The sequence below is a fragment of the Gilvimarinus algae genome, assembly GCF_030518215.1.
Taxonomy (GTDB): domain Bacteria; phylum Pseudomonadota; class Gammaproteobacteria; order Pseudomonadales; family Cellvibrionaceae; genus Gilvimarinus; species Gilvimarinus algae.
Map to the genome: position 1 here is coordinate 343,178 of NZ_JAULRT010000060.1, position 13,636 is coordinate 356,813.

Genomic DNA, 13,636 nt, shown 5'->3' on the forward strand with positions numbered 1-13,636 from the left:
GTTATTCTTCGCCCCAGCGTGGCATCAAGTCTTGCTCCAGGCCGAGCTGATCGAGAATGCGGGCAACGACAAAATCCACCAGCTCTTCAATACGGCTCGGTTGCATGTAAAAGCCTGGGCTGGCGGGCAACACCAGGGCGCCCAGTTGGCTGAGCTTGAGCATGTTTTCAAGGTGGATGGCCGAGTAGGGCGTTTCGCGCGGCACCACGATCAGTTGGCGGCGCTCTTTTAACGCGACATCCGCGGCGCGCTCGATCAGGTTGTTGCTGGCGCCTGTGGCGATGGACGAGAGGGTGCCACCACTGGCGGGGCAGATCACCATGGATGACGGCGAACTGGAGCCCGAGGCCACGGGTGAGAACCAGTCGTCGCGGCCAAACAGGGTGAGTTGTTCGTCGGCGGCGCCGTAGCGCTGGCTTAAAAATAATTGCTGCTCTTCGAGCTGCGTGGGCAGTTCCAGATCGGTTTCGGTGCGGATAACCACCTCGGCGGCCGATGACAGCAGCAGGTAGACATTGCAGTCGGCCGCCAGCAAACACTGCAGCAGGCGCAGGCCGTACTGGGCGCCCGAGGCGCCGGTCATGGCGAGGGTAATGGTGCGTGTGTCGCTGGGTGTGCTCATGCCGCCTCCGTTACAGGGCGTGCTTGGTCAGCTGCTGCACCAGTTTTTGATGCAGGCCGCCAAAGCCGCCGTTGCTCATAATCACAATATGGCTGTCCGCTTCGCACAGTGCCAGGGCGTCGTGCATCAGGCTGTCCAGCTCGCGGTAGAGTTTGGCCGGTACCGGCGAGCGGTTGACCACATCGGCCAAGTCCCAGTTGGCCTCCGGCGGCTGATACCAGAGCACATCATCGGCCTCGGCGCAGGCCGGGGCCAGGGCGTCTTTGTGGGTGCCCATGCGCATGGTGTTCGAGCGCGGCTCGATGATGGCGATGATCTTGCCCTCGCCCACGGCCGCGCGCAGGCCGGCCAGCGTGGTACGAATGGCGGTGGGGTGGTGGGCAAAGTCGTCGTAGACTTTTACCGAGTGGACATCGGCTATGCATTCCATGCGTCGTTTGACCCCTTTGAATTGGGCCAGCGCCCGTGCGCTGATCTCGGGGGTGACGCCCACATGGCGCGCCGCCAGGATCGCGGCTAAAGCGTTGTTGACGTTGTGCTCGCCGGTCAGTTGCCACTGTACCTCGGCCACGGTGGCATCACCGTTGAGCACTTGAAAGTGGCTGCCGTCGGCGGCGAGCTTGTGGCTTTGCCACTGGCCGGTCTCGCCGAAGGTTTCGCGCTCGCTCCAGCAACCTTTGGCCAGGGTATCGTCAATGGCTGGAACGGCGGCGGGGGAAATAATGCGCCCGCTGCCGGGCACGGTGCGCACCAGGTGGTGAAACTGCTTTTGAATGTCCGCGAGTGAGTCAAAGATGTCAGCGTGGTCAAATTCCAGGTTATTGATGATCAAGGTGCGCGGTTGATAGTGAACAAACTTGGAGCGCTTATCGAAAAAGGCGCTGTCGTATTCATCGGCCTCAATCACAAAAAACGGTGTATCGCCCAGGCGGGCGGAAACGGGAAAGTTCTGGGTCACGCCGCCGATTAAAAACCCCGGGCTCATGCCTGCGTATTCTAAAATCCAGGCGAGCAAACTGGCGGTAGTGGTTTTGCCGTGGGTACCGGAGACCGCCAGTACCCATTTGCCCGGCAGCACCTGTTGGCGCAGCCATTCGGGGCCGGACGTGTAGGCCAGGCCCTTTTCCAGTACTGCTTCTACCGCCGGGTTGCCGCGGCTCAGGGCGTTGCCGATAATCACCAGATCGGGTGCGGGCTCCAGCTGCGCCGGATCATAACCGCTGATCAGCTCGATACCGACTTGCTCGAGCTGCGTGCTCATGGGGGGGTAGACGTTTTGATCCGAGCCGGTTACCCGGTGCCCCAGCTCCTTGGCCAGGCAGGCAAGGCTGCCCATAAAAGTACCGCAGATGCCGAGAATATGGATATGCATGCTGAAAAAACCCGCCCACTTGGATGTGGGGCGAGCTTAGCATAATGCGGCAATAGGAGGGTACGGCTGGCGCCGTTAACCGTTGACAGCCACCGGTGGTATGTCTTCGCCAAAATAGCGCTTTTTCTTGGTCGCTTTCATCAGGGTGAGATCGCCCATAAACAAACCGTCCAGGCAGTCGCCAAAATCCGAATCGACGCTAAACGCCAGCAAGCTGTAGCCGCCGGGCTCGTAGAGTGCGGCGTACTGTTTGTAGAGGGTGGGGAACTTGTGGCCGGCCTCGGCGAACTGCTGTTGCAGGTAGCGGAAGGCCTGCTCCTGATCCATGCCGCTGAAGCGCTGATTGATCGCGGCAAAGTCGTCCGGCTCGATAAAGTGCGGGTGGTTCGCCTGAGCCAGGGGCTTGGCGGTGCGGTAGTATCGCTCGTAAAAGTACACGGTAAGGTCACGCAGCGCCTTGGGGTAGGCGGCGCTCATACTCACCGGCCCGAGCACATAGCGCACTTGCGGGTTGTGCGTGAGATAGGCGCCGAGGCCCTGCCAGAGGTAATCCAGGCTGGCCTTGCCCCAGTATTTGGGGTTGACGAAGCTGCGGCCGAGTTCGACACCTTGTTCCAGGTAAGTGAAAACCTCTGGGTGGTAGTTGAACAGCTCGTCGGTGTAGAGGCCGGCCGCGCCCATCTGCTGCAAAATGCGGCCGCAGTCGCCAATGCGGTAGGCACCGGCAATGGTCAGGTTGCTCTCATCCCAGAGCACCAGGTGGCGGTAGTGATGATCGTACTTGTCCAGGTCGCGGCGCGCGCCAGTGCCTTCTCCCACCAGCCGGAAGGTGTGTTCGCGCAGCCGGCCGATTTCGCGCAACACGGTAGGATGGCTCTGGTAATCGCAGAGAAAGATCTTGTTGTTGTCAGAGGTGGTGCCAATATGCTGCGCGTTCGCCAGCTCGGCCTTGATTGCACCGCGCTCTTCGGGGTGGGCGATGGTGCGTTCGGTCACGAACTGGGCACCGCGCTTTTTGCGCAGTTTATAAACGTGTTTTTTCAGGCGCTTGATGAGCGCTTTATCGGCCAGTTTGTCGGTGTCCAGCTCGGCGTGAGGGATAGGCTCGCCGATGCGGATGCGGATTTCCGCCGACTGCTTTTTAAACATTTCGCGCGCGAGCAGTGCTGTGCCAAACGGCTTGTAGAGCATGGAGGCGGAGTAAAACAGCAGGGAGTTTTTTGCCTCGATAAACATGGGCAGAATGGGCGAGCCGGTTTTGCGCGCAAAGTGCAAAAAGCCCGCGTGCCAGGCGCCGTCGCGAATGCCCTTGGGGCTGGCTCGGGAGACTTCGCCGGCGGGAAAAATAATCACGGCCTGGTCGTTGTTCAGCGCCTGGGCTATCGCCTTATAACTTCTGCGGTAGGCGCCGCGGGTCATGTTATCGAGCGGCAAAAAGACATTGTGCAATGGCTCAAAGGCCATGAGCATGTCGTTGGCGACGATGCGCACGTCCGGGCGAACCTCGCTCACCATGCGCAGCAGCGCCAATCCGTCCAGCGAGCCTATGGGGTGATTGGCAATGATCACCACGCGGCCCTGGGCGGGAATGTTGTTGCGATCGCGCGAGCCGACGCTGTAGGTAAAGTTAAAAAACTCGAAAATCTGATCGATAAAGTCAATGCCGCGCAGCCCTTCATGATTGCGCAGAAACTGGTTGATCTCTTGCTCGTGGGTCAGTTTGCGCAGCAGCGACAGCGTCGGTCGTCGAATAATGGGCTTGGTGTTGGCAAAGCGCGGGAATTTCTCGGTGACAGATTGTTCGATGTTCAGCATAGCTCTCGCCCGTTGTGGTCACCCGCCTGGGTGGGTGTTGGGGCTAAGCTAGATCGAAAAAGTGACAGTTGCGTGATGCTTTGGTGACCGGCCTGTGACAGGCCTTAATCAAGTGTGTGTGCGAGCCGCTGCAGTTGCTCCTGCTGGCGTTCCAGTAGGGCTTTATAGGGCGGCTTGATGTCGCGCAAAAGGCCGGCCTCGCCGAGCTCAATGTGGTGCAGCAGAGCGTCGCTCTGCAGGCGCGGGTCAATCCAGACGTCGCTGCGCTGATGCGTCGGTGCGTGCGGGCGGGGGTTGTGGTAGGCCTCGCTCAGGGTGAGGGCGTCATCGGCGGTGTCCGCGGCGAGAATATTGGCCGCCAATTTGAGTTTGGGGCTGTCTTCGGTGTTGCACAACCCAAGCGCGAGCACGCTGATGCAGATACCGTAAAAGCAGGCGTTCTCGTTGGAGTCACCCGCCACTTCCAGTTGCAGACGGTCGCCGCTGAAGTGCTGTTTGCTGCCGGTGTAGAGCGCAAGTATACCGCGCAGGTGTTGGTCAAAGCGGTTCAGGCGCTCTTCAAAACCCGCGCGCGAGAGCTGCTGGCTCAGTTCATTGATATTGATAAAAACCAGCTCGATGATGACAGTGCAGTCGGGCAGCGCCGGGGGCTCGGCGTTGGCTTCTTCCTTTGTAGGCACCGTTAACGGAGGCGGAGCGGCCAAAGCTTCTGTCAGCCGGTGCTGGGCGAGCCACAAGAGCGCCAGGCAGCCGACAATGGCAAGCGTCCAGAGCCAGAGCCAGGTGCTGTAGGCTTGATACACCGGTGCCAGGGATAAGGTCACTGTGAGGTGCCCGGCGATGTGTGTGTCCAAAGTGATGGGTGCGGTGAAGCTCAGCGCCCGGTGACCGGGGGTCAGCTCACTGCTGCCGCTTTGCACCAGCAGGCGGTTCTCGACATCGTGAATGGTGGCGCCGCGCACATCCGGCTGCTTCGCCAGGCTCTGCAAAATTACCTGCAGGCTGATCATGTCCTGCGCCAGGGCGGGCTCCACGGCCTGCGAGGCGGCCCGCTCGGCGAGGGCCTGGCCGTAGCGTGAGGCCTGTTCCTGGCGCTGGGCATCGGCTTGTGCCAGCGTCAGGAACACGCCCAGCACTCCCAGCAGCAACACCGCCAGGGTACACAGGCCGAGCAAAGGGGCGCGGGACAGACGCTGGCGTAGACTCATGGGGGATCCGCTGTTGTTAGAAGTCGGCGCATTCTAGCGCAGTTGCGGTATCTAAACATGAGTGAGGGTGAATGAATAGCCCGGGGCGCTTCAACAGCGGTGCAACGCGGGAGCGGGCCTTGTGCGGCTTCATAGTCAGAGCCCAACCTTAGCCGCTATAATGCGCCTTTTCTTCGGACTTTATCGGTCATTGTGAAACAGATCCTCTTGATTAGCGCCGTCGGCTCCGACCGGCCGGGCGTCACCTCAGCCATTACTCAGGTTCTCGGTCGCTATCAGGCCGCCATTCTCGATATTGGCCAGGCGGTGATCCACGACAGCCTCACCCTCGGTTTACTGGTGGGGGTGGATACGGCCAATGTCAGCCAACAGCAGCTGCTCGATGAGCTGCAAGCGGCGACGGCGGCGCTGGGTATCAATATCCGCTTTACACCGATTGACCACGACAATTACCAGCAGTGGGTGGAGCAGCAGGGCAAGGCACGTTACATCGTGACCCTGCTCGCGCGCGAAGTCACTGCCGGGCAAATTGCCGATCTGACTCAGGTCACCGTCAAGCACGGGCTGAATATCGACAACATCAATCGTCTCTCCGGGCGTATTTCTCTGGACGGTGCCGATCGCAAAACCAGCGCCTGCGTGGAGTTTTCCGTCCGCGGTGAGCCGGCCGACCGCGAGGCGCTGCGGGCCGACTTTATGGAGCTGTCGACTCTGCACGAGGTGGACATCGCCTTTCAAAAGGACACGGTCTACCGGCGCAACCGGCGCTTGGTGTGCTTTGACATGGACTCCACGCTGATCGAGGCCGAGGTGATCGACGAGCTGGCCAAGGCCGCCGGCGTGGGCCAGCAGGTGGCCGAGATTACCGAGCTGGCCATGCGCGGTGAGCTGGATTTTAACGAGAGCTTCGCCCGGCGGATGGCGCTGCTCAAGGGGCTCGATGAACGAGTGCTGGCCGAGATCGCTGAGCATTTGCCGATTACCGAGGGCGCGGAAAAGCTGATCGCCAGCTTGAAAAAACTCGGGTATAAAACCGCTATTCTCTCCGGCGGCTTTCAGTACTTTGGCGAGTATTTGCAGAAAAAGCTGGGCATTGATTACGTTTACGCCAACACCCTGGATATTGTCGATGGCAAGGTCACCGGGGAGGTCAAAGGCGAGGTGGTTAATGGCGAGCGCAAGGCGGCGCTGTTAAAAATGCTTGCCGAGCGCGAGGGCATCACTACTGAACAAACCATCGCTGTCGGCGATGGCGCCAATGATCTGCCGATGCTTGGTGCCGCAGGCCTGGGCATTGCTTTCAGGGCCAAGCCCCTGGTGAAAGCTTCGGCCGAGCAGGCGATTTCGACGTTGGGGCTGGATGCGATTTTGTATCTGATGGGGTTTCGCGAACGCGATCAAATTGTCTGATGACACACGCAGGCGGCTGGCGCCGCCTGCTTCACAGCTTAGCCTTCCATATTGAAATCGTAACTCATGGAGTGGGTTGGCTCCTGCAGATAGTGCCCCTGAATAAAGTGCACCCCTGCCTGCCAGAGCGTAGACAGCACGCTGGCGTTTTCTACAAAAGGCACAATAGTGATTTTCTCCTGCTCGTGCAGCTCCTGCAGTAATTGTGTGAGTGCCTCGGGGCTCTCGCTCTTGCTCTGAATGTCCTGGGTAAAGGAGCCATCGACTTTGATGATGCTGGCGTTGACGTGCTTGAGCGCGTTAAACGGATTGAGCGAGCAGCCAAAGTTACTGATGGCCAGCGACGTGCCGAGCTTGGTCAAACCGTTGTTAAGCGCCTTGGCGGCATTCAGATGGTTGGTGACGTCTACTTCCTGCGCCTGGAACACCACCGAGTCGGCGGTGAGCTTGGCCGCCTTAAAGGCAACGCCGAGCCAGGGAACGAGGGTTTCATCGCACACCGAGGCGCGGTTGAGGTTGACGATAAGCTTGGTTTTATTGCCGCGGGCGCGGTGCTCGGACAACATCTTAATCGACTCGAGAATCACCCAGCGATCAATTTTTACGCCTATACCGGCCTCAGCCGCCGACTCGAGAAAGCGGTTGGGGGAAACTTCTTCGCCCTCACTGTTCACCAGGCGCAGCAATACCTCGTAGTACTCTTCGTCAGAACCGCGCAAACTGATAATGGGTTGGAACAGCAAGCGGAACAAATCGTTGTCCAACGCGTGCTGCACCTCGCCGACGATATCCCGCTCCTGGCGCTCTTCTTCGCTGATGGGCGGCTCGTAGAGCAGGGCCTGGGCATCTTCCGCTTCGCGCGCTTTTTCCATAGCGTCTATGGCCTGCTCAATCACCGTCTCAGCGCTGACACTGTTCTCGTTGATAATCGAGACACCAATGGAGGCGTTGACCTGCAGGGTCTTACTGTTGACCTCGACAATGTGGTCGGCAATTTCCCGGCATAGGGCTTCGGCGCGCTTTACCGCTTCGTTGGCGGTGGTGTTGCCGGTGAGCAGGGTGAAGCTGGAGTCGCCGAAACGGGCCAGGCTTTCGCCCTCTCCGGCCTTGCTGGCGAACAGCTGGGCGAGATCCTTGAGCGCGGCGTCGGCGCCCGCCACCCCGAGTTTGCCCTGCACGGCATCGGCATAGTCATCAATATCAATGTACAGCAGCGCCCGGCTCTGGCCATCGGGCAGGTTGTCGATCAGTTTGTCGGTGTGGGCCAACATGTGGGTGCGATTGTTCAGCCCGGTGACCACATCCTTCCACTTGACGGCTTCGAGCTCGCGAGCAGTGGCCGCGTCCTTGCGTGTGGCTTTGGCGAGAAACTGAATGCAGGGCTCGTCATCGTAGGTGGCGTGGGCCACTTGCAGGGCGATGTCGGTACTGGAGCCGTCCTGCTTTAGGCCCTGAAAATTCAGCTTGGTGGATTCGGCATCCACACCCTTGAGCGTAAACTCTTTAAGAAACTCTTTCAGGGTGGCCTGGTCTTCGTCGCTGACCATGTCCATGATGGGCATGCAGTCGATATCGTCTTTATCGTTGTAACCAAACAGCTCGGCAAAGGACTCGTTGGCGTAGAGGTAGAGCCCATCCTGAACATAGGCAATGGCGTCGCGAGAGCTGTCCAGCAGCGACTGGGAGCGGCGCTCGGACTCGCGAAAGCGCCGGTCGGTAATGCGCTTTTCCTGACGTTGATTGCGGTTGGCGATTTCGCGACCGATGACCAGCAGCAGGTGCTGATCTTCATCCAGGCGCACCACATCGACGGCGCCGAGTTTCATGCCTTCGACAATGGTGGGGCTGCCCTCTTCGTCGGTGAGCAGAACCATCGGAACGTCCTTATTGAGACGGCGAATCTGTTTAATCGCCTCCTGAGGCGTCAGGTTCTGGGTTTTGTCGTGGGCGATCATCAAGTCCCACGCTTGATCTTCCAGCAGCTTGACCAAGGACTCATTGCTGGTCACATGCTGGGCGCGACTGGGTCGTCCGGCGTTATGCAGCATGCTGATAAGGCGTTCCGCCTCGGCCTGGGAGTCGTTGAGGATAAGCAGGCGGATCGTTTCATTGGGGTTCATAGAGGATAACTGCGCTCGTCTATTCTCATCGTTGGTTGAGTGCGCTCGCCGCTGATCCCTCAGGTCTGTTAACAGGGCATGTCTCATGCGCCTTCGGGTAAGCGTTGTTGCTGTGCCGTGGCGGTAACACTCACCAATCCCTTCTCCCTGTGAGGACAAGAGTGCGCAGCCATTGCTACGGGCACTACCCGAAGAGTGTTAACAGATCCTAGCGGAAAGAAATCCATTCACTCGAAAAGTCATACCGGCCGTCGGCATGTACTTGCAATATGTAGTCTATCTGGCCGGAAGCGACAACTATATTAACCGAAACCGGCCCCAGGACAACACCTGTAAAATGATTGATGCGCCGCCTTCACCCTTGTGGTTGAAAAATGCGACGAGCTTGGCGTTTCCCGCTCGCCCCCTTATCACGACCTTATTCACGCCATACGGATTCGAAGTCGTCGGTTGAGCGCTTGTCGGCCTTTTCGGTGTTGGCGTCGGTGCTGACCAGGGTCTTATAGGCAAACTGACTCACGGTGCCCGTGGTAAACAGGCGCCTTGTCAGTTGCATGGTGGTGAGCTTGCCGTTTTGATAGAGCTTAATTTTTTGCTGCTCGTGAAAGCTCAAGGCGTTGGTTAGCAAGCTGGCGGGGCGGTTGGCCAGTCGCTGGGCGGGTAGCGCGAGTACCCGCAGGTATTCGGCCGAATCGCCGGTTTTTTGCAGCAGGGCGGCAGCGGCGGGCTGCGCCTGGGGCGCCAGCAGCTGGATGCCCAGCTGGCTTGAGCCGCGCGCCTGCTGTACCCAGCGAACTGCCGCTATGGCCCATTTGTGACGCCCGGGTTCGCGCACCCCGAGCAACTCGCCGGCCTTGAGTTGTAGGGGGCTTTCGGTATGCCACTCCAGGCAGTAACCGCCGGCACTGACGTCCACCACATCCACCGAGTAAATGGGGTGCTGGCCGCGATAGCGCAGCCGGGCGCTGCGGCGGATACTTTCCTCGACATTACTGGTAGAAGCGCTGGAGTTGGTGATAGTGGGCTTGGCCACATCAAAAGCCTCGCCCCAGGGGTCGGCGGCCTCGGGGCTGATGCGGTCTTTGAGCTTTAAGCTGCGCTTTTTAAAAATGCCGTCGTCACTGTCGTCCAGACCCAGGTCGGAGGGTTGGCGCACAAACATATTAAAAGGTGTTTCATCGGCCACGTGAAAGTGCAGGTTGGACAGGCCGACGGTCACCTCAAGCTGGCCCTCCCCGGCGTGGCGATCAAAGCTGCGCTGGGCCGGCTTCTGCCAGGCGTTGATTGCGTGAGTCACCAGCGCCGAGGACAGCTTCATGTTTTTCAGGGTATCTGGTGAATGGAGAATAGACGCCAGTTCGTCGCACAGAGCGGTGGTGTCTATTTGGCGCACTACATCGCTCTCGTACAGGCTCAGGCGCGTGCGATACACCGGCGGCGTGTCACTGTCGAGCATAACGCTGTAGAGGTTGCTGGCCTGCTCCGGGTCGAGGGTATCGAGGCGCGCCTTGCCAGCGAGCGTCTCCAGCGCCAGATAAATGTGGTAGAGGTCGTTTTGGCGCAACTGGTTGGGGCGACAGGAGGCCAGCAGGCAGATGCGCAGGTAGGCGGCATCAATGGTGCGCACGCCCCGATGATAGGGCAGGGGGTCGTCAACCGCTACCCGTGTGAGGTTGTGCAGCTCTGCCAAATGGTAAAGGGTATGAAGTTCGCGCCACAGCTGGTTGATGGTGGGTGTATACAGCTGGTAGCTGCGCAGCAACAGCAGGCCCAGACCGGTAATGGCCCGGTGAATTGTCAGCGCCTTGAGCTCGTCGGAGCAGCGCCCTGACAGCACATCGCGCACTGCGGCTAAATAGGCGTTGCTCAAGTGTTTTTGCAGCGCCTGGGCCACGGTGGCGGCTTTGCGCGCGGGCTCGGGCAGGATGATCGGCTGATTGAGAAAGGCTTTTGACAGACCGACAATGCAGCCCTGCACGGCGGGGCGCACCACTTCGAGAACCGCCACATGGTTGTCGCCATCGGTCTTTAAGCGGGCCAGCTCAGGTAATGCTGAATAGAGAACGGCACTGACAAAACTGGTACGCGTCAGCGGCAGGGCATCGACCCACTGTTCAACACTCTTGGGCGACGCGCTTTTGCAGAAACTCAACTGCTTGAGGTCCGCCTCGGGCAAGCGCAGCCTTGCCAATAACTGTTGCTGTTCGGTCTGGGTATTCATGCGTCCTCAGCGTCGCTCGTATCTTATCAGGAATATAGCGGATTTCGTCTCGCCCTGTCGCCCCAAAACTCGCCGTCGTGTCTGTGTTAGTCGCAGTAGACGGGGGTCTTGCAGGGCTCGCCGGCAATTTCCCGCACAAGCTTTGGCACCAGATAGCCCGACATCGACGCCTGCAACTGGCGGTGTAAGTGCACGGCGCTGGCTGTGTCCACATCAAAGTGCGCCGCGCCTTTGACCTTGTCGAGCAGGTGCAGGTAGTAGGGCAGCACGCCGCAGGTAAACAGCCGCTCACTGAGATTTTGCAGCGCCTCTAGTGAGTCGTTGATGCCGCGCAGCAGCACCGTTTGATTCAGCACCGTTACGCCCGCGCCGCGCAGCCGCGCCAGGGCGCCGGCAACCTCATGGTCAATTTCGTTGGCGTGGTTGGCGTGGATCACCAGGGTGTTGGCAAAGCGGCTGGTCGCCAGCCAGTCCAGGCAGTCGTCGGTGATGCGCGCCGGGATCACCACCGGCAGACGCGAGTGGACCCGCAGGCGCTGCACGTGGTCGATATCGGCGATCTGGCCGCTGAGCCAGGCGAGCAGCGAGTCGGGGGCGCCGAGCGGATCGCCGCCGCTGAAGATCACTTCGGTGATGGAGCGGTCGCGGCGGATATAGTCGAGCGCCGGCTGCCAGCTGGCTTTGCCCGTGCGGTTATTTTCGTAGGGAAAGTGCCGCCTAAAACAGTAGCGGCAGTTAATGGCGCAGCTGCCGGTGACGATCAACAATACCCGGCCGCGATACTTGTGAATCAGCCCTGGGTGGGGGTTGGCCTCGGCCTCGGCGAGGGGGTCTTCGGTGTAGCCCGGCTCGGCGTTGAGTTCCTCGGCGAGCGGCAGCACCTGCAGCAACAGAGGGTCACGCGGGTTGCCTTTTTCCATGCGGGCGGCGTAGGCGCGTGGCACCCGCAGGGCGAAGTCGCCGGCGCCGGCGCGGGCTCCTTCGAGCAGCCCCGGGTCCAGCTCTAGCACGCGGCAGAGTTCTTCTGGGGTGCGAATGAGCTCTTTCAGCGCCTCTTGCCAGGTTTCGGTCTGCCATGTGGCAGCGGTTCGATGTATCATTGGCGCCTTTGAATTTCTGTCAACGTCTACGAGAGGGGTTATGGCCACCTATTCTATCAGCGATTTCCGTACCGGTCTGAAAGTCATGCTGGATGGCGATCCGTGCAACATTGTGGAAAACGAACTGGTAAAGCCCGGTAAAGGCCAGGCCTTTAACCGCGTTAAATTGCGCAACCTGACCTCCGGCCGGGTATGGGAGCGCACCTTCCGCGCCAACGAAACACTCGACAGTGCCGACGTTGTCGACCGGGATATGGAGTACCTCTACAGCGACGGTGAATTCTGGCACTTTATGGACCCCGACAGCTTCGAGCAATTTGCCGCCGATGCCAAAGCGGTGGGCGATGCGGCCAAGTGGCTGCGCGAGCAGGACAAGTGCATCATCACGCTGTTTAACAACGCGCCGCTGGTGGTGACGCCGCCCAATCACGTAGAGCTGGAAGTGGTGCAAACCGACCCGGGCCTCAAAGGCGATACCGCCCAGGGCGGCACTAAGCCGGCTACTCTGAGCACCGGTGCTGTGGTCAAGGTGCCTTTGTTTATGAACCAGGGCGACGTGGTGCGCGTGGATACCCGCACGGGCGAATACCTGGGCCGGGCCAGCAAAGACTGATTTTGGTCGACCCGCAAGAGACCTATCTCCCCTCCGCCCGGCCCGAGATGATCGAGGCCCGGGCGCAGCTCTACCGAGCGATACGGACCTTTTTTAGCGAGCGCGATGTTCTGGAAGTGGAGGTGCCACTGCTGGGCTCGCACTTTGTCACCGATCCGTATATCCCCGCCGTTGTGGCTGATAACGCCGGCAGCGAGCGCTTTTTGCAAAGCTCCCCCGAGTACGCCATGAAGCGGTTGCTGGCCGCCATGCCGCGTTGCATCTATTCTTTGGGCAAGGCTTTTCGGGCGGGCGAGCGCAGCGCCCGCCACAATCCCGAGTTTACGCTGCTTGAGTGGTACCGGCTGGGCTTTGATGATCGGCAGTTGATGGCCGAAGTCCGCGAGCTGGTTGTCGCTTTGTGTCCGGGTACGGCCGTCCAGTCGTTGAGTTATCGCCAGTGGTTCGAGCAGAGCCTGGGCGTGGACCCTCATACCGCGACCCTGGATGAGTTGCGCGCGACCGGCTTGGCTCATATTGAGATCGATGGCACAGGCTTGGATCGCAATGACTGGCTGGATTTGCTGGTTACCCACACGCTGGAGCCGGCTATGGTGCCCGGCCTTACATTTATTTACGATTATCCGGCAAGCCAGGCGGCTCTGGCGCGCGTATTGCCAGATGAGTCGGGGGTGGCTGTGGCCCGGCGGTTTGAGGCCTTCTTTAATGGGATGGAGCTGGCTAACGGTTACTGGGAGCTGACAGACCCGGCTGAGCAGCGCGAGCGCTTTGCCGCTGACCGGGCACGCAGACGCCAGCTCGGCCTGCCGGATCGCGCCGGCGATAATCGGTTACTCGCAGCTCTGGAACACGGCCTGGCGCCCTGCGCCGGCGTGGCCCTCGGCGTTGACCGGCTGCTGATGCAGCGCGAGGGTTGCACGCATATTCGCCAGGTGTTGGCGTTTGACGACAGCCGTGCATGAGAATGTGCATAACTTTGGTCAAAAGTCGTTCAGGGGGGGGCGTTGGTTGCCGTATGGTAGGGGGAGGCCCCCGCGGCATTTGGTGATAAAACCGGCTCGATTGGTTGTCATCTGTGCAATTGTTTGCTTTTTAACTGATTGATTTTGTTTGAATTTTACGCTGTGTGAGAATCGCACAGATACGCGCGGGGCA

Annotated in this window: 10 protein-coding genes; 3 read left to right on the top strand and 7 right to left on the bottom strand. The window is 59.8% G+C overall.

Going from position 1 to position 13,636, the window contains the following annotated elements:
* Position 1: 1 nt before the first annotated feature.
* The 4 genes from QWI16_RS14145 to QWI16_RS14160 form a co-directional block, all read right to left on the bottom strand.
* On the bottom strand, positions 2-622 hold the full coding sequence (locus QWI16_RS14145; protein WP_302714088.1) for a flavin prenyltransferase UbiX: 621 nt from the start codon (positions 620-622) through the stop codon (positions 2-4).
* A 10-nt stretch (positions 623-632) separates the two neighbouring features.
* Positions 633-1,994, bottom strand: coding sequence for a UDP-N-acetylmuramate:L-alanyl-gamma-D-glutamyl-meso-diaminopimelate ligase (mpl, locus tag QWI16_RS14150; protein WP_302714089.1), 1,362 nt, complete (start codon positions 1,992-1,994; stop codon positions 633-635).
* A gap of 75 nt (positions 1,995-2,069) precedes the next feature.
* Entirely contained in the window at positions 2,070-3,809 is a 1,740-nt protein-coding gene (gene olsF / locus QWI16_RS14155) for a bifunctional ornithine lipid synthase OlsF (RefSeq protein ID WP_302714090.1), read from the bottom strand.
* 104 nt (positions 3,810-3,913) lie between these two features.
* On the bottom strand, positions 3,914-5,017 hold the full coding sequence (locus QWI16_RS14160) for a hypothetical protein (RefSeq protein WP_302714091.1): 1,104 nt from the start codon (positions 5,015-5,017) through the stop codon (positions 3,914-3,916).
* 192 nt (positions 5,018-5,209) lie between these two features.
* Between QWI16_RS14160 and serB the strand changes: the two genes are divergently transcribed.
* Positions 5,210-6,427 (top strand): phosphoserine phosphatase SerB, encoded by a 1,218-nt coding sequence (gene serB, locus QWI16_RS14165; RefSeq protein ID WP_302714092.1) that lies wholly within the window; start codon positions 5,210-5,212, stop codon positions 6,425-6,427.
* Between the two features lie 38 nt (positions 6,428-6,465).
* On the opposite strand, the gene QWI16_RS14170 is transcribed toward serB, so the two are convergent.
* The 3 genes from QWI16_RS14170 to epmB all read right to left on the bottom strand — a co-directional run bounded on the left by QWI16_RS14170 (position 6,466) and on the right by epmB (position 11,868).
* Positions 6,466-8,547: an EAL domain-containing response regulator gene (locus tag QWI16_RS14170; RefSeq protein WP_302714093.1), complete on the bottom strand. Its 2,082-nt coding sequence runs from the start codon at positions 8,545-8,547 to the stop codon at positions 6,466-6,468.
* A 418-nt stretch (positions 8,548-8,965) separates the two neighbouring features.
* Positions 8,966-10,768 (bottom strand): cyclic-di-GMP receptor FimW-related protein, encoded by a 1,803-nt coding sequence (locus tag QWI16_RS14175; protein ID WP_302714094.1) that lies wholly within the window; start codon positions 10,766-10,768, stop codon positions 8,966-8,968.
* An 86-nt stretch (positions 10,769-10,854) separates the two neighbouring features.
* Positions 10,855-11,868, bottom strand: coding sequence for an EF-P beta-lysylation protein EpmB (gene epmB / locus QWI16_RS14180; protein WP_302714095.1), 1,014 nt, complete (start codon positions 11,866-11,868; stop codon positions 10,855-10,857).
* 40 nt (positions 11,869-11,908) lie between these two features.
* Here epmB and efp point away from each other — a divergent pair, with 40 nt between their 5' ends.
* Positions 11,909-12,481 carry an elongation factor P gene (efp, locus tag QWI16_RS14185; protein WP_302714096.1) on the top strand — a complete coding sequence of 191 codons (573 nt, stop codon included), beginning with the start codon at positions 11,909-11,911 and terminating at the stop codon, positions 12,479-12,481.
* Positions 12,482-12,483: 2 nt separating this feature from the next.
* Positions 12,484-13,443 (top strand): EF-P lysine aminoacylase EpmA, encoded by a 960-nt coding sequence (gene epmA / locus QWI16_RS14190; protein WP_302714097.1) that lies wholly within the window; start codon positions 12,484-12,486, stop codon positions 13,441-13,443.
* Positions 13,444-13,636: the final 193 nt, after the last annotated feature.